The organism is Macrococcus epidermidis (assembly GCF_024205965.1).
Classification (GTDB): Bacteria; Bacillota; Bacilli; order Staphylococcales; family Staphylococcaceae; genus Macrococcoides; species Macrococcoides epidermidis.
The window spans coordinates 402,990-423,853 of record NZ_CP073819.1 but is presented as its reverse complement, the minus strand read 5'-3'; the positions used below and the strand labels follow the sequence as shown (position 1 = coordinate 423,853).

The following is a 20,864-nucleotide window of genomic DNA, read 5'->3' as shown; positions in this document are numbered from 1 at the left end:
GTATATCAATCTTTCCACCTTTACGCTGTAACAGCAGAAACACTACTGTCAAACTCATAAATCCAATGCCTGAAATATAAATTGGCACATCTACACCAAATTGTTTTGCCACAACGCCTCCAAGCAATGATCCAACAGGCATCGCTACCATACATAGTGCTTTTCATTATAGTGCCTACACGTGCTAACACTTTGTTATCAACCATCTTCTGAATATAAGTAAACATACTGATATTTAGCACCATAATTGATAACGTCATTAAACCATAAAAGAAAATTGAAGCATAATAATTTGGAACGATAGCTGTAAGTACCATACATACACCAGATATCAATGGAGAAATCATTAATATCTTGTTAATATCTACATCTTTAAATTTAGGAGTAATCAAAGAACCTATCAAAGCGAAGACAACACTCGCCGTTAAATAATAGCCATATGCATAATCTCCACCTCTACTATAAGTAAATGCCGGCAATATCGCATTGGTCATACTACCTGTAAAGTTTGCGATCATAGCAGGTAAGGTAAATAAAAACAACTTATTACCCACGAAATATTTCCATCCATCAGTTATAGAAGTTCTGTAAATTTCAGTATTAAATACGCCGTTATCAATATGGCTGTATTTTATCTTGGAGAAGAATAGCACAGCTAGGAAGAAGGTCGCTGCATTTAGAAAATAAACACTTTCTATACCAGCTTTCATGACTAGCCAAACTGTTATTAATTTTGCAATGACACCTATAATCGTTGAACCTGTACTTACAAAACTGTTATATCCAATAAGTTCATCTTCTTCCATCACCAAAGGAGACAATGCACTTTCCGCATTACCTTCTACTACTTCTATTAATCCTAAGATAAACAGACTAAATAATAATACACTTATAGGCATAAGATTCAAATAGAACATCACTGCAATAAAGATCATAATTAATAGTTGCATGATTTGTGCGATTAGCATCATCTTCTTGCGATTGAAGTGATCAATTACCGGGCCAGCAAAAGCAGAAAGAATACCTGGTGTAAAGATAATTGCTGAAGTGACACTCGTAATAAAAGCATCTTTTGTCACATCAAAGATATACCACATAATTGCTACTGAATAAATTGAATCACCTAACGCTGAAATGAGCCTTCCCGTTAAAAGGTAATTTTTGTTCGACATATTATCACTCCTATTATTTTTATCGTTAAAATATATCTTACTGATAAAAATAAATAAGTCAATAAAAATTATCAGACAATTTTTCCATACAAAAAAAATAGAGCAGCTTCTGCTACTCTACTCAGTTTCATCTTTATATGATGACAGTTGAATTTGATACACATTTTTATGTTCTAAATCTTTATACTTTTCTTCATACTTTTGACTTAAAGCTCTCATTTCATTCATTAATTCCATCCATTGTTCATACGGTAATTGCACTTCTAAATTAGACATTTGAGCACTGTTTGGTGTTTTGATCTTCTTTAATTCCTCTTCAGACAATTCACCATGTTTATCAGCATCTCGTTTGAGTGCATCGAATACTTTTTGAACTTCTAATGTGTAAAACGCTAGTATAGTATCGAAGTTTTCTTTTATTGCTGGAAAATCAAAATTAATTGGTGATTTATTTAAGTGTTCACTTGAATAATAATATTCAGTCATATTCTTGATTTGTCGTTCTTCAACTATTTTTAACGCTTCAACTTCCATCAGTTTCTTAATAGGATAATACAGATTTGATGTCTTTACATCTAAAGCTTTTGCAATTTCTTTCGTTGTCATCGCTTTATCCCGTGTCAGCTGAATGATTTGATTAGCTTTTTCATCAATTAATATTTTCAGTAATTCATTTCCCATTTCCTCACCTACAGTTTTTATCGTTTAAAATAATTTTAACATAAAAATAAAAATAATATTTAACAACCTTATATTCTACATTACCAAAAAATTTGCATCTAATTTATGTAATTCACTCTCAAATCGTGTATGATTATTTTATTATATTTTAGGAGTGTTGTTATGTTATATATATTGCTTGCCTTTGTTATTGGGCTGATGATTCCTGTGCAAACTGCAGTTAATTCTAGGTTACGCACATATGTTTTATCACCATTTGTAGCATCATTTATTTCTTTTTTAGTGGGAACAATTTTTTTATTCATCATGACACTCGCGACTAAACATAGTGTTTTAATCGCACCATCAATTTTCTTCAACAATCCGTTATGGATCTGGCTAGGTGGTATTTTCGGTCTTATCGGTCTTACGACAAACATTTTACTTTTTCCGAAACTAGGCGGCGTGCAAACAGTGGTACTTCCAATTATGGGGCAAATTATTATGAGTATGCTTATTGATCATTTTGGATTATTTTATTCACCCGAGAAAAGTTTCACCATTCTGCGATTCATCGGAATTGTTATTTTATTACTCGGTGTATTGTGTGTAATCGTATTACCAGATTACCTGAGAAAGAAACGACAGGCCATCCATATTCAAGGTAGCAGCAGCAATAAATTACCTTTTCAGTTGTTAGGCGTTATTGGAGGGATGCTTATGGCCAGTCAATCTGCAATTAATGGGCATTTAGGCAGCTTACTCCACTCAGCTGTTCACGCTGCGTTTATTTCATTTTTAGTAGGAACTTTGATGTTATTTATTGTTCTAACTTTTGTGTATAAGAATTTAAGCAATTTTAATTTGGCATTTGGCAAAGATAAGCCTATATGGATCTGGTGCGGTGGGATTATCGGTGCTTTCTTTGTCTTACTTATGGCATATCTCGTCCCTATAATAGGTACTGGATTAGTAGTCGTCATTTGTTTATTCGGGCAAATTTTATGCAGCATTATCATTGATATGTTCGGTTTAATTGGTGCCAAAAAAGTCCCAATTACACGTGTTCAAATGTTAGGCTTAGGATTGTTAGTATGTGCTGTAGTGATGATCAGGTTATTTTAAATATATCTTCTTTGTATTTAGGAAATTTCATTTAACGTCGTGATTACTATTTATCATTTTCATTTATATTACATATTTTGCTATAATTGTATCGAGGTGATCATGATGAATAACACGCTTCCTTTAATGGATATCAACAATAGTACATCAATGATCTATAAAGTATACAGTATTGAACATGATCCAAAAGTAGTGAAATTTGAAATTGCTTTTACTAATGGGCATCGTAACTTACTATTTAAACATATATTATATGAAGAAGATCTGATTATACTCAGTCACCTTCAATCATTGAACACAGGTAAATATCATTTTGTAGAACCATCATTATATATCGATATCAAGAATATTCATGAAACGACTATCGATATTACGATTCACTTAAAAGCTTTATTAGAAAATCATGATTCTTCTCACCGCACTGATAATGCATACGATATGACTGTTGAGAAACATGGTTTCATTCAATTTATCGAATATTTACAGCACCACCTGGTACAATAAGACTATTTCAATTCTCCTAATATATGCCTCAACACACGTAAAATAAATTCTTATTTTACTCATATTGTATTAAAGTGACTATAAATACTAGACAATTGTGATGAATCATTATATAATAAATTCAAATATTATCGTACATATGCAAGAAATTAAGGCTCTTCACATCATTACAAAGAGTAATAATGTAAGACAACACTTTTTGTAATATGTGAAGTGTTTTCTTTGTAAAACATTAGATATTATTTAATAATTTATTGGAGGTCATTATATTATGGCACAAGGTACAGTTAAATGGTTTAACGCAGAAAAAGGTTTTGGATTCATCGAAGTTGAAGGCGGAGACGACGTATTCGCTCACTTCAGCGCTATTCAAGGTGAAGGTTACAAAACTTTAGAAGAAGGACAAGCAGTTGAATTCGATATCGAAGAAGGTCAACGTGGACCTCAAGCTGCTAACATCGTTAAATTATAATATTTAATGTTGAAAGATAAGCCCTCAAGGGGCTTATTTTTTTTATCTATAATTTCATTTTTACAGCTATTATTGATCCAATTAGGCAATATAAAAATAAATATTTCACTCAATTTGACTGATACCTACGCACTTTATCGAGATATTAAGACCAAATCACAAGAACACATATTTGACTTATTAAACGATCCGTTATATACTTAAGTCAAATATATCGGACATATGCAACAAACAAAGCTTCTTCACATATTACAAAAAGTAATCGTGTTAAGTCGAGACTTTTTGTAATATGTGAATTTTTCTTTGTAGGAGAAACATTAGATATTATTTAATAATTTATTGGAGGTCATTATTATGACACAAGGTACAGTTAAATGGTTTAACGCAGAAAAAGGTTTTGGATTCATCGAAGTTGAAGGCGGAGACGACGTATTCGCTCATTTCAGCGCTATTCAAGGTGAAGGTTACAAATCTTTAGAAGAAGGTCAAGCAGTTGAATTCGATATCGAAGAAGGTCAACGTGGACCTCAAGCTGCTAACATCGTTAAATTATAATATTTAATGTGAAGAAATAAGCCCTCAAGGGGCTTATTTTTTTTGTTTATTGAGAATGCTTTATTCATATGTTAACATTATTGGTATAAAAAACCATAAGGAGTGTCTTCATGAGAGAATTACTTGCTGGTATCGTTATTCTAACTTTCATCTTGTTCGAATTATTTAAATATAAAATATATGGTCAAACGACGATGTTTAAAACAAAACACCCAGTAGATAAAGAAAAAAGAATGATCGGAACTTCTGCTTATGCAAAAGCGTTCGATTATGTTATCGGCATCCTGTTCTTCTTTTCATTCTATAAATTAATAACACTTGATACTTCCAAACCATTAAATATCATTCAGGACGTGCCTGAACTCGTTTACTTAGGCGCAACTTTAATCGTGTTGCTTTATAGTTACATTAAAGAAAATAAAAGCTTTATGTAAGAAGTAGATTCATGCTACTCTATTCAACAATTTATGGCACACTTACCAGGTGAAAATAAACTAAAGTTACAAATACATTGACAAAACTTGATATGCGTTATATACTTAGTACAAATATATCGAACATATGCAAGAAACGTAAGGACTTCACATATTACAAAAAGTAATCGTGTTAAGGGTTTGCTTTTTGAAATATGTGAAGTTTTCTTATGTAAAACATTAGATATTATTTAATAATTATTTGGAGGTCATTATTATGACACAAGGTACAGTTAAATGGTTTAACGCAGAAAAAGGTTTTGGATTCATCGAAGTTGAAGGTGGAGACGACGTATTCGCTCACTTCAGTGCTATCGAAGGAGACGGTTACAAAACTTTAGAAGAAGGTCAAGCAGTTGAATTCAATATCGAAGAAGGTCAACGTGGACCTCAAGCTGCTAACATCGTTAAATTATAATATTTAATGTTGAAAAATAAGCCCTCAAGGGGCTTATTTTTTTTGCATAAAATTAATAATACATCCTTAAGGAAATACTAAAAATTAAAGAAACATAGAATATCATCATAATCATCTATAGGTAATATAACCTTATAGTCTTTTATATCTACATATTTCCCTTTAATCATTTCTTTAGAAATTGGTTCTTTCATATCAACAAAAAGTGCCATTTCACATATAGTGCCCTGATTTCCATTAATGTTATAATACTTCATTAAAAATTCAGGATGAATATTTCCATTGATAAGTAAGAAACCTTCATATTTTTCATATTCAACTTTGTATTGTTCTAAAATTTCATGCGTTTCTTCATAACCTTCATTTAATATTGCTCCTGTGATATTAAACGCTTCTACTAGTTCAAAGAACTCAAGTGAATCCCATGTAGCTGACCATCCAATGGATTTATATCCTCTAATTTTAGTATCAACAAAATATATTGTGTCTTTAACATCTGAATTGAAGGATTCCCATAAATAATTTTCAGTAAGATTAAAAGTATCTTCAACAATTGTGATATCTTCAAATTTAGGATGAATATATAAGTTTCCACTAATTATGTTCCAATAAATTAATGGTTGATATTCACTGTCATATATCAATAATAAAGTGTCTATATACCCAATTTGCTCCGCAAAAGACAAATTCATTATCTCTTCAATTTTAATCCTAAAACTTTCTTTGTTATATCTAGGTTCACTCGAAAAACTATGAACGATTATTATTTCTTGTGGGTATTTCCTAAAGATATTTACGATTGCATTCACAGCTTTTTCATTCATCACGTGTCTTTTTATAAATGTCTTCTCTAATTCTTTTCTAATATTTAAATCAATTCTAGATTCATCTACTTCTGGTTTTGGTCTTTTCTTTTTAAATAATCCTAACATGTTAATACCACTTCTTCTTTTTAAAATACACCATACTTACAACTAATAATAACGCCATTACGATCAGTACTGTAAAGTATCCATACTTCCATTTCAGTTCCGGCATGTACTCAAAGTTCATCCCGTAAATTCCTGCAATCAATGTCAATGGTAGAAATACAGTTGATACGAGGGTTAACATCTGCATTACACGGTTCATTCTATAGTTGTTATACGATTCATAGTTATTTCTTATTTCATCCGTGAGTTCCTGCGAATTTTTTATAATATTCTTCTGCTTAATCATATGGTCCTGAATATGGTGAATATAATGATGATCGTGTTCTGTTTCTATCATATGCTGATCACGTTCTAATTCATCTACCAGTTCACTCATTGGTACGATAATCCCTTTGATACGAATCAATTTTGCTCTTAAATCAAAGATGTCATCCATTATATAATGTTCCTTCTTATCTTTAGAATGTCTTTTTTCAAAACTAAGCACATTATCTTCTATCGATTCTACAGTCTCCGTATAGAAATCTACTATTTTATCAAGCAACATCATTGCTGCTACTTTTGGTGTCAAATTACTTGGTGCTTCTTCTTCTAATTCTTTCGCTAAAGCATCTATTTCATCTGTTGCTTCAATATCTTCATCATGATAGGTAATAAAAACATTATCTTTCAGGAGCACATTAATCGTTTCTGCTTCATATGTATCGCGTTCAAACTTCTGGAATACTAAATACTCATATGCATTATAATTTTTATATTTCGGTCTTGAATTACTGTGTATTACATCTTCTATCGTTAATCCATTAATGTCAAAATGTTGTTTAAAAAGTTCACTCTCTTCTTCATTCGCCCCTTCAAAGTCAAACCAAATGAAGGTTGCATCTTTTGGTAAATCATCTATTGTATTAACACGTTTTAGTTTATTATCGTCATGATACAAAATACTTAATGCCATACTCTCCCCCCTCACACATCATTATACTTTAATAGCATATAAAAAGACCAAAGCTATTTTAACTTTGGTCTGATTAATTTTTTATTCTAGTTTCCGTTAAACATCCAGTGTACACCGTATTTATCATCTAATGCGCCCATCACACCGCCCCAGAATTGCTCTTCAATCGGCATATGCACTTTCGTCTCATTGTGTGCTGCTACTTTATTGAATAGTTCAGTCATTGCTGCAGTATCTTCAGCATTTGATTTGTCCCAGTTTAAAGATAATGTCATGCTATTATTGAAATCTCCAGCTTTACCAAATCTATCTGCTGCATATAATTTATGTCCCGCTACTTTAAATTCAGAATGCATTGTCATCTCTTCAGCTTGTTCCGGGTCTACACCAAATTGTCCTGCCTGTTCTTTTCCTACTGGTAATCTGTTAACGTCTGTTGCTCCAAATACTTCTTCATAATATGCTAGCGCTTCTTTTGCACTTTCAAACGCTAAGTAAGGAATTAATTCTGTCATGATAGACCTCCAAATGTATATTGTAATTCAAATTAAATATATCACAACTTAATTTATTTTACATAATGATAACTTATTTTGATGTAGCTGTTGATGCTGCTACTTTATCATCATAAACAGAGATTGTACCACCATAGTTTGCTACCCATACATCACCTGTCGTATTTTCATAAGTGATACCGATTGGATGAAATCCTGCTTCAACACGCGTGATTTCTTTCAACGTCTTCGTATCAAATTTTGATACTGTATTCTCATCATAATTAACGATATACACTGCTGTACTGTCTGGTGAAATTGCCATTGAACGTGGTTCTTTTCCTGTAGTAGCACGCGCAATAACTTTATCTGTTGCAACATCATATTTTAATAGTTCATTAGCACCCGCCACCGTAATGTAGATTGTCTTCCCTTGATTATCGAGTACTAAATGACGTGGTCTTTGTCCGGTCTTCAGAATCATTTCACTTTTCCCTGTTTCTAAATTCACTTTATAAATTTCATTCGAGAACATCGCTGTAACGTAAGCTGTTTTATTATCTGGCAGTGATACAATACCGCGTGGCATTGCATTTAATGGGATTTGTTCTGTTTGTTTAGCTGTCTTAGTATCTACTACTGATAATGATTTATCACACCAGTTAGAAACAAGTAATTTTGAATTATCTTGCGTAAGTGCTACATATTTTGGCACACGACCAACTTGAATGACCTGATCCCAGTCTTGCTTTTCAGCATTATAACGATATACGACAGATTCTGCGATTGCTTTACCTGCTGAACACATATCTTCTGCTTCTGCACCATGGTCTGTTAATTGATATTGAGATACATACGCATACTTCCCATCTTTTGTCCAAACTGCTTCAACTGGTGCACCACTTACAGGTTTATCAAAACCTTCGATACCGAACTTTTTAAAGTCTACTGTATCCGATAACTTTTTAATGAGTTTACGTGATTTCGCATCATAAACTGTAATTGTATGCTGGTACATCATATTGTTTGCAATAACCTGACCTTTATTATTCGCGACAACTGATTTTGGAGTAATCGGTCCTTCACTTATTGTATCGATTAATTTCATCGTTGTTGTATTCGAAGCTGGTCTATCTTTATCAATTTGATCTGCGGTTACATCTTCTTCAGACGAATCTTTTGATTCAGTCGTCACTTTTTCTGCTTTGTTTTCTTTAGTCGTTTGTTCTGTGTTTGTTGATTTCTCGGTTGTTTTCTGTTCTTCGTTTGCACATCCAGCCACGAGTATCATTGCTGATAACATTAAATATTGAATCGCACGCATAATGTTCTCCTCTTCTTTTCCATTTTTTATTTAAATATAGCATAAATTAAGTAATGTCACATTGAAAAATTTAGTTTCAATTTATTAATATGTTATAGTGACAGTATGATAACAAAGAGGTGAACGATATGTGGAACAGTACACGATTGACAGATCAATTAAGCATTGCATATCCAATTGTACAGGCGGGCATGGCTGGAAGCACAACACCAGAGCTTGTTGCAGCAATCAGTAATGAGGGGGGGTTAGGAACAATTGGTGCTGGATATATGACCACTGATGTGTTAAGCGATGAAATTGAGGCTGTACGCAAGCTTACCGATAAACCTTTTGCTGTCAATTTGTTCGTGCCTGAAGATATTCAATACGACGATAGTGCCATTCAAATGATGCAGGAGAAACTTAAACCTTATTATGATAAATATGATTTAAAGACAGCAAATGTTAAAATACACTCTGAACAAACTTTTCTTGATAAAATTCAGTTGTTAATGGATATGGAAGTTCCAGTTGTAAGTTTTACATTTGGCATCCCGGCACAACAGATTATTAATCTGCTAAAAAAGAAAGGTATTATAACAATCGGTACAGCAAGTTCAATTGAAGAAGCAAGAATGATTGAACAAAGTGGATTAGATATGGTGGTTGCACAAGGCTTTGAAGCAGGTGGACATAAAGGCGCGTTTACAAAAACGCGTTCAATCGGCACATTGGCATTGATTCCTCAAATTGTAGATAGCGTGTCTCTACCTGTAATCGCAGCAGGTGGAATAATGGATGCGCGCGGTATACTTGCATCACTTATGTTAGGTGCGAGCGGTGTGCAAATGGGGACTGCTTTCTTAACAACGCATGAAAGTAAGGCACCAAACGATCATAAAGAAGCAATCATCCATGCACAACCTGAGGATACAACCGTAACAAAAGTATTCAGCGGTAAAAGTGCGCGTGGTATAGAAAATAATTTTATTAATGATTTGGAAACGAGTGGTACAAATATACTGCCTTATCCGCTTCAAAATGATTTAACGACGAGTATTCGTCAAAGCGCAGCTAAGAACGGTGACACTGCTATTCTTCATATGTGGTGTGGTCAGGCACCTACACTTGCTAAGAAAATCAATGCACAAGGTTTATTTAGAGAAATCGTGGCACATACCGATCAGTTAATACTGGATTTTAAAATGAATAATATATAAAATACAGCACAAAAAAAGCTCTCATTCGAGAGCTTTTTAATATTGTTCTTTTTTCATCTGATAAAGATAGATGGGTATTCCTAAAAGCGTGATGATAGTCCCTGTTAATGCTAACCCAAATTGCGTAATTAGAGTATTAAGCATAACGAACAGTCCTGCCAGTAAAGCAATCATAGGAATGATTGGATACAACGGTACTTTATAAGGACGAACGAGTTCTTTTTCTTTCTTACGTAATACAAATACCGCATAAAATGCCATACAGTAAAATGCCCAGATTACAAATACAAGCATATTTGTGATTGAATCGAAAGCACCAAGAGAAACCATAATAATCGCAATAACGACCTGAATCAAACCACTCATCCATGGCGCACCACTTTTTGTAAGTTTCGTGAATACATTTTTAAACGGTAATAAATTTTGTTTCGCCATCGCTTCTGGTACACGCATTCCTGTCATCGTATAACCATTTAATGCACCATACACTGATACCATTATTCCGATGGTAATTAATTTTCCACCAGACTGGCCAAACAAGATTACTGCTGTATCAGTTGCTGCGTTTAAATTACCTTTCAGTTCAGCAATTGGTGATGTAAATAAAAATGTTGCGTTTACCAGTAAATAAATAATTGTAACTAGACCTAAACCTAATGTGATTGCTAATGGTAAATCTCTTTTCGGATTTTTCATTTCCCCGGCAATATTACCGACATGAATCCATCCATCATAAGCAAACATTGTCGCAAGCAATCCAGCACCAAGGGCTACAAAGAAATTAATGCCTGTATCACCTGTCGTAGGTATTAATGATACCTGAACATCGCCAGTCTGCATTAAACCAAACACGACGATAGCGATAATCGGAATAAGCTTTACAACTAAAGTGACTGATTGCAATATCCCACCAGCCTTCGAGCCCAGACAGTTAATCAATAATATTGAAACCATTGCGATAACTGCTACCGGAAATAGCCATCCCTTTCCAATATGAAATAAATTATCAATTTGCTGTGAAAATACAATCGATTGTGCTGCAATCATTGCCGGAAAGTAAATAAAACTTTGTGCCCAGCCTGCTAAAAATCCAAAAAACTTACCATACGTATATTCAATATATGTCGTCAGTCCACCATTTCTCGGAATTGCTGCTGCAAGTTCTGCTACTGTCAGTCCGGCACATATCGTGATCAAACCACCTAATAGCCATACAAACAACGTCATACCTGGTGTTCCTGTTACTTCAGTTATGTTAGATATTTTAAAGAATACACCTGAACCAATAACAGTCCCCATTACAAGTGCTAAAGCTGAAAAAAATCCTATACCTTTGTTCATTCCCTTTTCCATAATTACCTCCTTTTAATCCTCAACCATAATATCATAAAACTGTCATTCTCGTATGGTGTTTTGATAAATTAATTTTCAATATATCTTACTTTAAAACAAAAAAGATTGAGACAAATTCCGTCTCAATCCTGGATATTATTATTTACGTTTCCTTAAATGTTGTTCAATATAGAATGCCGACTCTTCTATCGACTTATACTCTGTATTAATAACAGTAGCATTTAATCGATTGAATACTTCTTCAGCATAGCTCAATTCTTCTTTAATACGTTTCAAATCATTATATTGTCCTGGTCCTGAAAGTCCTAAAACTTTAATACGTTCTGTACGTATATTCATAATATAGTTCGGACTTGCAGTCAGTCCAAATACCTTTAAGTTCTTTTGTTGATATACTTCTTCAGGAATAGGTGATTCAGGCACTAAAGGAATGTTCGCAACTTTAAACCCTTTATTTGCTAGATACATACTTAACGGTGTCTTTGAAGTTCTTGAAACACCAACAATAACAGCGTCTGCTTCTGCTAAATTATGAAAGTTTTTACCGTCGTCATATTTCACTGAGTACTCAATCGCTTCAATACGCTTAAAGTATTCTTCATCCATCTTTCTCAGTGCGCCACTTTCACCGACCGGTTCCATATCAGTATGATTTTGTATGACTCTGATCAAGCCTGTCATGTAATCGATATATGAAAGTCCAGTTTCTTTGGCAAATGCTTGTCCCAGACGATTAAATTCAGGGTTTACAAGCGTTGTAACTACGACTGCTTCTTTTTGTTTTGCCAGTTCTAAAATGTTCTTAAACTCTTCTTCATCTTTGATGAATGAAAATTTCTTCACACTTACAGATGTTAGTTTCGGAAATTGAGATAACGTTGCATGAAGCATTCTATCAGCGGTTTCACCAATTGAATCTGAAATGATATAGATTAATAAATCTTTCGTTTCATATTTACTCAAAATGTACCTCCTACTATTTTTTCACCTGGCTTTGCGCAGTCGCTAAAATAGCACCTGGTACACGGAATGGTGAACATGAGACATAATCAATTGCTAAATCATTAAAGAAATGAATTGATTTAGGATCTCCACCTAACTCACCGCAAACACCAATCTTAATGGCTGGGTTTGCTGATTTTGCGCTTTCAACTGCAATCTTAATAAGTTGTCCCATACCTTCAACGTCTAATGTTTGGAACGGATCGACATTAAGAATTTCACGGTTAATGTATTCGTTGATGAATTTACCGGCATCATCACGAGAGAAACCATAAGTTAATTGAGCTAAATCGTTTGTACCAAAACTAAAGAATTCAGAGTGCTGAGCAAGTTCTCCTGCAACTAGACATGCACGTGGTGTTTCAATCATTGTACCAATTAGGTAGTCAACTTGTACACCTTTTGCATCCATGATTTCCTGTGCTTTTTTCTTAACAACATCTTTTAAGATGACAAATTCTTGTGTAGTTGAAACTAAAGGAATCATAATTTCAGGCTTTGTTTCAATACCTTTTTCTTTTAAATTCAACACAGCTGTAATGATTGCTTCAGTCTGCATTTCATATAATTCAGGATAAGTAATCGCTAAACGACAGCCTCGGTGACCAAGCATCGGGTTAAATTCATGTAATTCACTGATACGCTTTTCTAAGAAATCTGTCGTAACGCCTAACTGGTCGGCCACTGCTTTAACTTCTTCTCCACCTTTCGGTAAGAATTCATGTAATGGCGGATCTAATAAACGTACGATTGACGGACGGTCCTGAGATAAATTAAAGATACCTTCGAAATCTTCTGTTTGATAAACTTTGATTTTATTTAATGCTTCTACACGTTCTTCGTAAGTAGATGCTAAGATGAAACGTCTCATTTCAATTAATCGTTCTTCACCAAAGAACATATGCTCAGTACGTACTAAACCGATACCTTTTGCGTTAAATGAATAACCTGATTTAATATCACCTTCAGTTTCCGCATTCATACGTACAGATAAACGTGCGATTTCTTCTGCCCAGCCCATAAATTCTTCAAAGACATCACTTGCTTCCGCTTTCGTCGTTTCAATTTCACCAATATATACTGCACCTGTTGAACCATTAACTGAGATAACATCACCTTCAGATAAAGTTTTACCGGCATATTTTACGTATTTTTCTTTCGTATTAATTTCAAGATCAGAGCATCCCGTTACACAACATTTACCCATACCACGTGCTACTACCGCAGCATGACTCGTCATACCACCATGTGTCGTTACAATCGCTTCAGCAGCAATCATACCTTCAATATCCTCTGGAGAAGTTTCAGGACGCACTAATATAACCTTCTCACCTGCTTCAGCTTTCGCTTTTGCATCTAATGCCGAGAAGACGATAACACCTGTTGCAGCACCTGGAGAAGCTGGTAAACCTTTGTCTGATACTAATTCAGCAGATTTTAATGCTTCTTCATTAAAGTTAGGATGTAACAATTGATCAATTGATTTAACATCTACCATTGCAACAGCATCTTCTTTCGAAATGACACCTTCATTTACCATATCTACAGCAATGTTGATCGCAGCTTTTGCAGTACGTTTCCCGTTACGCGTTTGTAAGATAAATAACTTTTCATTTTCAATCGTAAACTCGATATCCTGCATATCTTTGTAATGACTTTCTAATTTCTTCGTTACATTCACGAACTCTTCATATGCATGCGGCATTTGTTCATTTAAAGTTTCGATTGCTTTCGGCGTACGAATACCTGCTACAACGTCTTCACCTTGCGCATTCAATAAGTATTCACCATATAATTTATGTTCACCTGTCGCCGGGTTACGTGTAAATGCAACACCTGTACCAGAACGATCACCACTATTACCAAATACCATTTCCTGAACATTTACAGCTGTTCCGATATCATGAGGAATTTCGTTTAAATCACGATAAATACGTGCACGATCATTGTTCCATGATTTAAATACCGCTTCTATCGCTTCAGTTAACTGTTTCTTTGGATCTTGCGGGAACGGTTTATGTGCTTCTTCGATATAGATTTCTTTATATTGTTCAACAATCTCTTTCAAATCTTCAGCTGGTACATCAGCATCAGTTGCATGCCCTTTAACTTTTTTGAAGTCTTCAAAGTACTCTTCAAATGCTGGCATCGGAATATTGTATACAACACTACCAAACATTTGTAGCAAACGACGATAACAATCATACGCAAAACGTGCATCTTCTGTCTTTGCAGCTAATTTTTCAACATTTTCATCATTTAATCCTAAATTTAAAATCGTATCCATCATACCTGGCATAGAGATTTTCGCACCACTACGTACTGATACTAATAGTAAATTTTCATCTGAAGAGAAAGCTTTATTTGTTTTATCTTCTAGTTCTTTTAACTTCTCATCTAATTGTGTAAGTACTTCGTCTGATAATTGTTCACCACGATCTAAATATTCGATACAAGCTTCAGTCGTGATTGTAAATCCGTTAGGAACAGGTAAACCTAGACGCATCATTTCTGAAAGGTTTGCGCCTTTACCACCTAACAAGTCTTTCATATTTTGACTTCCTTCTTCAAATGCATATACAAATTTACTCAAATTTAGTCACCTCATCATTTTTTGTGTTATACCAATTAACCCATTAGGTTATACTATTATGTTAATTAGTATGTCACATTAAAACTTTTATGACAATCATAAAAAGACAATTTAATAAATTTTTTTAGAAATATCTGTTTAAATATGAAGGTATTGTGAACTTGTCAGAAAAAAGTTGAAAAAGTTTTACCATTCAGTAGCAGAAATGAAAACGCTTTATTATAATCGAAGTAACTTAAAGTTTATCTTTAAGAAAACTTTTTTAAGGGGAGATTCATATGTATCAACTAGAGTTTATTGATGGTAAAAAACATCACATCGTAGGAATGTTCGACACAGTTGAAGAGATTAAAGAATGGTTAGCAGTTGTACCATTCATTACAGCGTATGAATCTGAGAAAGAATATACGATGGAATATAAGAATATTCCGGATTATGCAGAAATCGAATGGCGTGGAAGTGTTTATCCATTAACGCGTCACTCATTCTCTGGTGATCACACTATCGTTATTGACTGGTCATACGTTGCAACAATTAAAGACCATGAAGGTATTGTTCCAGGCTACACTTTAATCGAAGGTTACATGTACGAAAATAGTGATGTTGAAGAATACATCGCTGTACGTAACAAGATGAAAGATGAATTGAAAGATTACTACACATTGCACGGTAAGACAGTATTCGTTGATGGATTAGGCACTGAACAAGGTGAATACATCACGACTGAAGGTGGGCCGATTATTCATATCGATCCAATGAACGTGGATGCGTGGGAAAAAGCTGAAAATGTTGAAGCATTTGTGAAGACGTTTGAGTAGAAATTTAAGATAGTTAAAATGGCCCGATTCTTTAGTGGAATCGGGCCATTTTGCTTTGTTTGGCACGGTTCTTCCTTGGAATCGGGCCATTTCGCTTTGTTTGGCACGGTTCTTCTTTGGAATCGGGCCATTTTGCTTTGTTTGGCACGGTTCTTCATCAAAATCGGGCCATTTCGCTTGATTTGGCACGGTTCTTCTTTGGAATCGGGCCATTTTGCTTTGTTTGGCACGGTTCTTCTTTGGAATCGGGCCATTTCGCTTTGTTTGGCACGGTTCTTCATCAAAATCGGGCCATTTCGCTTGATTTGGCACGGTTCTTCATTAGAATCGCCCCAATTTTTATTTCTCATTAACAATTTTATAATATGTTCTCGATGTAATCAGATACATGATACCGTAAACGACCATAATTACGAGCATTACAATACCATAACTTGAAAAGAACATCGCTTTATCACGAATACCTAATACACCAAGTAAATTAAATATAATTTTCGTCGCAAACAGCGTATGAATAACAGTAATAATAATCGGTAAACCGAAAATCCAGATAATCTGTTTGTTAATCGTCTTCTTAATCAATTCTTGTGGTAATCCTACTTTTTGCATAATGTCGTAGTTGCGTTTGTCTTCATATCCTTCAGATAGTTGTTTGTAGTATAGCACTAAGAACACACCTGTAAGTAACGTAATTGATACGACAATACCGATAAATATTAATCCTCCATTTAACTCATAAATTGTTTTTTGAACATCTTCTTTATTTTCAATACGTATGCCATATTTCTTCTGAAGCTTTGGAATAGCTTTCTTTAAAGTTGTTTCATGTGCATCCACGTTAAAACCAAGTGTTCCACTCGCTTCTGGAACTTCTATTTTGTTTGTTTGATTATTCAATGATTTAAAATAACTTCTGTATGCATCAAATTGAGCTTTATCTTTAACAATAATATACATCGCATCAATAGCAACTTGATTGCCGATATAATTTTCAGACTCTATCTGTACTTTTACCTCTTTACCCATAATCTTTAACGTTTTATCATGACTAAATCTATCTGCGTTTGTACTGACAATGATTTCACCGTCTTTTACTGAAACTTGCTCGTCTCGTGCAATATTATGGTCTTTTTCAGTTGTAAGTACAACATACGTCATATCTTTACCTTTTAACTTAAGTCCAACCTGATCATTTATCGGTACTAATTTATGGCCATCTTTAATAATTGGGAAGAATGACAGTTCACTATACCTAAATTTATCAACGTCAGCAATTTTACTGATATCTTCCTGGATATTTTTAACTTGTTTTTTCTGATCCCCATATAAATTAATTTCGTATTGTTGGGTCATACTACCTGCAACTTGTGCTTCAATACCACGATATGCAGAAAGTGACATCCCGAGCGTCACCATTAAAAACGTCATAAGCATTGTAATACTAGCAAGTCCTACCGCATTAGATTTCATACGCGATAATAATCCAGAAATCGAAAAAAATTGATTAGGCTTATAATAAATATTCTTATTTCTTTTCAACAACTGCAACACAATTATAGTTAACGACATGAATAAACAATATGTTCCAACACCTACAAGTAGTACTGCAAAAAATATAGATTGAAGAGAATCTAGTACACCTTTTACATCCAGTGCTAAATAATAACCATAACCTAAAGTAGAAATCCCGATGATGAACAGCACTGCAAGCTTCCATTTCGGCGTTGCCCTCTCACCAGCAAGTCGAGTGCGCATTAATTGTGTTGGACTTTGCATCGTAAGTGTAATGTTATTTATTATAAACAATATACAAAAAGTGATTGCCATGATGAATAGCGTAATAGCTGCTGCTTTGAAATCAAATGGATAGTTCATCAGTGACATACCTTTTGTCTTAACTAATTTATTTAACATCAGGAAGATCAGGTTTCCAAATAAATAACCACCAATGATACTAATAACACTGATAACTACAAATTGTATGATTGCTTCGAACCATAACATCAATCTTATATGACGCTTTTCTAACCCAAGTATCATATTTAATGCGAACTCCTGTCGACGTTGTTTCATAACGAAGCGATTCGCATAAATGATAAACACAACCGTTAATAAACCAACCAGGATGTTTGAATAGACAAGCAACTGCGGTAAGTCAGCATGCCGCTTTTGGATATAATCATTATTTATCATCGACAGCATAATATACTGTAATCCCATCATAACGCTTGTTGCTAATAAAAATGGTATAAATATTTGTCTTAATGCTTTAAAGTTCTTCATTACTAGCTTGAATAATAATTGCATCATCCTACTCACCTCTTTCTGAAAGCATTGCTAGACTGTCAGAAATGCGTTTTTGGAAGTCGTTTTGTGTTTCATCTCCTCGGTATATTTCATGATATAAAATACCGTCTTTAATAAATACGACACGACTTGCATACGCTGCATCAATCGTAGAATGTGTAACCATAAGAATCGTTTGATTGTCTTTATTAATATCCTGGAATAAATTCATAATATCCGTTGAAGTTTTAGAATCTAATGCGCCTGTTGGTTCATCAGCCAGCAATAAACTAGGATTTGAAATTAATGCTCTGGCAATTGCTACACGCTGTTGTTGACCACCAGAAATTTGATTCGGGAACTTTTCCAGATGTTCTGAAATACCAAGCTTTGGTGCAAGGCGTGATAATCTTTCTTCCATGACGTTAGGTTTCATATTTGAAAGTACTAGCGGCATTAAAATATTATCCGCATTACTCATCGTATGTAATACATTGAAATCCTGGAATACGAATCCTAAAGTATCACGACGAAACTTTGCCACCTCTTTATTCTTAAGCAAACTTAAATCTTGTCCACCGATTGTTACAGATCCTTCAGTTGGTGTATCGAATGTTGCGATAATATTTAATAATGTAGACTTACCCGAACCTGACTCACCCATTATTGCAACGAACTCACCTTCATTAATTGAGAAATTCATATCTTTTAAAGCAACTGTTTGGTTTGCACCTCTACCGAATACTTTTTTAACGTTTTTTATATTAAGTAACATTTCATTCACTCCTTGTTTGTTGTTACCTTTATCTTACGCATCATAAGAAAAAGCTGCCTTTATCTATTCTTACAAAGACAGCTACTAATCTTACAAAAATGAAAGATTGGCGTTATTTAAATTGAATCGTGAATGTCGAACCTTCGTTTATTGTAGATATAACACTTACTTTATGACCTAATCGCTTAGAAATTGAGCTGACGATATATAAACCAATACCACTTGATTTCTCACTTAGTCTACCGTTATAACCAGAGAAACCTTTATCAAATATTTTCGGTAGATCACTTGTATTGATGCCAATACCGTTATCACGAATAGATAATGTCTTTGTTATTTCATCAAATGCGATCCAGACATCTTTTCCCCTAGCGTATTTCAGTGCATTATTTAAGATCTGCTCTATAATAATCGAAGACCACTTCGCATCTGTTAATACTTTAAAATCACTTTTATCATAATGCAGTTTCGTTTGATGATGAATAAATTGAATCGCATAACGCTTAATAAGTGGTCGTACCAGGTCATCAATTGATACTTCCATAAATACCATGTCTGTCTTCTGGTTCATGAGTTTCAAATAGTTGAGTGCAAGATTTGTGTAATTATCTATTTGTAATATTTCATTACGAACTTTCGATACAACTTGCTCATCCGGATCTTCAAGGAGTAATTTAGATGCCGTGATCGGGGTCTTGATTTGGTGAACCCATAATAAGAAATACGATTCCACTTCACTTTGATAATTAATAAATTCGTTACGGAGACGGTGATTTTCTATTCTTAAATCTTCATTTGCTTCATAGAGTGTACGTTCTTTTTTATAGTTTAAATAGCGAATACTCCAGTAAATCGCTAATGTGAATGTGGAAATCCCTATACTTAAGAGATACGCTTGCATGGGTACATTATACATAAAAAATATTAAGAAAAATAATGCACAGATTAATACAACAATATAAATTTCACGTTGAATCGTTTTAAAGAAACTCATACATCACCTACGCGGTATCCGACATTTTTCTTCGTTTCAATAAAATCATGAAGGTCAATCTTTTGAAGCTTTTTGCGTAATCGCGTCATATTCACTGCAAGGGTATTATCATCAATGAAATGCTCTGACTCCCAACATTTTTCGATTAATGTATGACGGCTGACAAACTTCCCTTTATTCTGGAATAAAGCATGTATGATTTGAAGTTCTGTGTGTGTGAGGTCAATAGTTTCATCATTATATTTGAGTTTTGCCGATTCTAGTAGAAGTTCACACGCACTTACAGTTAAATTATTTACTTGAGTAGTGAAATCATATGTTCTGCGTAATAGCGCTTGAATCTTAGTAATCGTGACCGTCATATTAAACGGCTTTTCAATGAAATCATCAGCACCCATCTGCATCGCCATCACTTGATCCATACTATCATTACGAGAACTAATGAAAATTATTGGAACAGTAGAAACTTTACGAATCTCCTGACACCAGTGATAACCATTGAATGCTGGTAAATTAATATCGAGTAGTACAAGTTCTGGTGCATTTGTGTTGAAAGCATCCATCACGTGATTAAAATCTTCTATTAAGATAGGTTTTAGCTGCCATTTCTTCAGTTCCTCAGCGAGCATCTTCCCGATGACCAAATCATCCTCTACAATCAAAACCTTCATCATCTCACCACCACCGTCGTTTTTTATTATTATGACATAAATGTGGCGTGTAAGTTGAGGATTTAGGATGATGACGTATTATTTTGGGC

General features: G+C 34.1%; 21 protein-coding genes. 8 read left to right on the top strand and 13 right to left on the bottom strand.

The genetic code is table 11. From position 1 onward, the window contains the following. Positions 1 to 20: 20 nt before the first annotated feature. Together KFV12_RS02310 and KFV12_RS02305 are read right to left on the bottom strand one after the other, a co-directional pair. The gene (locus tag KFV12_RS02310) at positions 21 to 1,172 is read right to left on the bottom strand and encodes an MFS transporter (protein ID WP_254257188.1); all 1,152 of its coding nucleotides are present in this window, start codon (positions 1,170 to 1,172) and stop codon (positions 21 to 23) included. A 117-nt stretch (positions 1,173 to 1,289) separates the two neighbouring features. Beyond that, positions 1,290 to 1,853, bottom strand: a complete 564-nt coding sequence (locus tag KFV12_RS02305) for a winged helix-turn-helix domain-containing protein (RefSeq protein WP_254257187.1) — start codon at positions 1,851 to 1,853, stop codon at positions 1,290 to 1,292. A 162-nt stretch (positions 1,854 to 2,015) separates the two neighbouring features. Here KFV12_RS02305 and KFV12_RS02300 point away from each other — a divergent pair, with 162 nt between their 5' ends. The 6 genes from KFV12_RS02300 to KFV12_RS02275 all read left to right on the top strand — a co-directional run bounded on the left by KFV12_RS02300 (position 2,016) and on the right by KFV12_RS02275 (position 5,379). Beyond that, complete coding sequence (locus KFV12_RS02300) at positions 2,016 to 2,957, top strand: DMT family transporter (RefSeq protein ID WP_254257186.1); 942 nt, start codon at positions 2,016 to 2,018, stop codon at positions 2,955 to 2,957. A gap of 105 nt (positions 2,958 to 3,062) precedes the next feature. Beyond that, entirely contained in the window at positions 3,063 to 3,461 is a 399-nt protein-coding gene (locus tag KFV12_RS02295) for a hypothetical protein (RefSeq protein WP_254257185.1), read from the top strand. A 271-nt stretch (positions 3,462 to 3,732) separates the two neighbouring features. Further along, on the top strand, positions 3,733 to 3,933 hold the full coding sequence (locus tag KFV12_RS02290) for a cold-shock protein (protein ID WP_096077387.1): 201 nt from the start codon (positions 3,733 to 3,735) through the stop codon (positions 3,931 to 3,933). A gap of 354 nt (positions 3,934 to 4,287) precedes the next feature. Beyond that, a complete protein-coding gene (locus tag KFV12_RS02285; protein ID WP_099578802.1) occupies positions 4,288 to 4,488 on the top strand; it encodes a cold-shock protein in 201 nt (66 codons plus the stop codon). Between the two features lie 110 nt (positions 4,489 to 4,598). Further along, positions 4,599 to 4,922 carry a hypothetical protein gene (locus KFV12_RS02280; RefSeq protein ID WP_254257184.1) on the top strand — a complete coding sequence of 108 codons (324 nt, stop codon included), beginning with the start codon at positions 4,599 to 4,601 and terminating at the stop codon, positions 4,920 to 4,922. A gap of 256 nt (positions 4,923 to 5,178) precedes the next feature. Further along, positions 5,179 to 5,379 (top strand): cold-shock protein, encoded by a 201-nt coding sequence (locus KFV12_RS02275; protein WP_086041794.1) that lies wholly within the window; start codon positions 5,179 to 5,181, stop codon positions 5,377 to 5,379. A gap of 77 nt (positions 5,380 to 5,456) precedes the next feature. On the opposite strand, the gene KFV12_RS02270 is transcribed toward KFV12_RS02275, so the two are convergent. From KFV12_RS02270 to KFV12_RS02255, 4 genes are all read right to left on the bottom strand, one after another. Next, entirely contained in the window at positions 5,457 to 6,311 is an 855-nt protein-coding gene (locus KFV12_RS02270) for a hypothetical protein (protein WP_254257183.1), read from the bottom strand. 1 nt (position 6,312) lies between these two features. Beyond that, entirely contained in the window at positions 6,313 to 7,266 is a 954-nt protein-coding gene (gene corA, locus KFV12_RS02265) for a magnesium/cobalt transporter CorA (RefSeq protein WP_254257182.1), read from the bottom strand. A gap of 86 nt (positions 7,267 to 7,352) precedes the next feature. Further along, entirely contained in the window at positions 7,353 to 7,781 is a 429-nt protein-coding gene (locus KFV12_RS02260; RefSeq protein WP_133446834.1) for a VOC family protein, read from the bottom strand. A 73-nt stretch (positions 7,782 to 7,854) separates the two neighbouring features. Then, positions 7,855 to 9,084 carry a YncE family protein gene (locus KFV12_RS02255; protein ID WP_254257181.1) on the bottom strand — a complete coding sequence of 410 codons (1,230 nt, stop codon included), beginning with the start codon at positions 9,082 to 9,084 and terminating at the stop codon, positions 7,855 to 7,857. A 128-nt stretch (positions 9,085 to 9,212) separates the two neighbouring features. On the opposite strand from KFV12_RS02255, the gene KFV12_RS02250 reads away from it, so the two are divergent. Continuing rightward, positions 9,213 to 10,283: an NAD(P)H-dependent flavin oxidoreductase gene (locus KFV12_RS02250; protein ID WP_254257180.1), complete on the top strand. Its 1,071-nt coding sequence runs from the start codon at positions 9,213 to 9,215 to the stop codon at positions 10,281 to 10,283. A gap of 36 nt (positions 10,284 to 10,319) precedes the next feature. Here KFV12_RS02250 and KFV12_RS02245 read toward each other — a convergent pair whose 3' ends face one another. The 3 genes from KFV12_RS02245 to ppdK all read right to left on the bottom strand — a co-directional run bounded on the left by KFV12_RS02245 (position 10,320) and on the right by ppdK (position 15,231). Then, the gene (locus KFV12_RS02245; protein ID WP_254257179.1) at positions 10,320 to 11,636 is read right to left on the bottom strand and encodes an APC family permease; all 1,317 of its coding nucleotides are present in this window, start codon (positions 11,634 to 11,636) and stop codon (positions 10,320 to 10,322) included. Positions 11,637 to 11,774: 138 nt separating this feature from the next. Beyond that, a complete protein-coding gene (locus KFV12_RS02240) occupies positions 11,775 to 12,599 on the bottom strand; it encodes a pyruvate, water dikinase regulatory protein (protein ID WP_111717300.1) in 825 nt (274 codons plus the stop codon). Positions 12,600 to 12,612: 13 nt separating this feature from the next. Continuing rightward, positions 12,613 to 15,231 carry a pyruvate, phosphate dikinase gene (gene ppdK, locus KFV12_RS02235; RefSeq protein ID WP_239241967.1) on the bottom strand — a complete coding sequence of 873 codons (2,619 nt, stop codon included), beginning with the start codon at positions 15,229 to 15,231 and terminating at the stop codon, positions 12,613 to 12,615. A gap of 278 nt (positions 15,232 to 15,509) precedes the next feature. Here ppdK and KFV12_RS02230 point away from each other — a divergent pair, with 278 nt between their 5' ends. Continuing rightward, positions 15,510 to 16,049: a hypothetical protein gene (locus KFV12_RS02230; protein WP_254257178.1), complete on the top strand. Its 540-nt coding sequence runs from the start codon at positions 15,510 to 15,512 to the stop codon at positions 16,047 to 16,049. 339 nt (positions 16,050 to 16,388) lie between these two features. Here the strand turns inward: KFV12_RS02230 and KFV12_RS02225 are convergent, their stop codons facing one another. The 4 genes from KFV12_RS02225 to KFV12_RS02210 form a co-directional block, all read right to left on the bottom strand. Next, positions 16,389 to 18,359: an FtsX-like permease family protein gene (locus tag KFV12_RS02225; protein ID WP_254257177.1), complete on the bottom strand. Its 1,971-nt coding sequence runs from the start codon at positions 18,357 to 18,359 to the stop codon at positions 16,389 to 16,391. Between the two features lies 1 nt (position 18,360). Then, positions 18,361 to 19,110, bottom strand: a complete 750-nt coding sequence (locus tag KFV12_RS02220; protein ID WP_239241969.1) for an ABC transporter ATP-binding protein — start codon at positions 19,108 to 19,110, stop codon at positions 18,361 to 18,363. 112 nt (positions 19,111 to 19,222) lie between these two features. Next, positions 19,223 to 20,104: a sensor histidine kinase gene (locus KFV12_RS02215; RefSeq protein ID WP_254257176.1), complete on the bottom strand. Its 882-nt coding sequence runs from the start codon at positions 20,102 to 20,104 to the stop codon at positions 19,223 to 19,225. Beyond that, entirely contained in the window at positions 20,101 to 20,775 is a 675-nt protein-coding gene (locus KFV12_RS02210; RefSeq protein ID WP_239242245.1) for a response regulator transcription factor, read from the bottom strand. The genes KFV12_RS02215 and KFV12_RS02210 overlap by 4 nt, the downstream gene beginning before the upstream one ends. Positions 20,776 to 20,864: the final 89 nt, after the last annotated feature.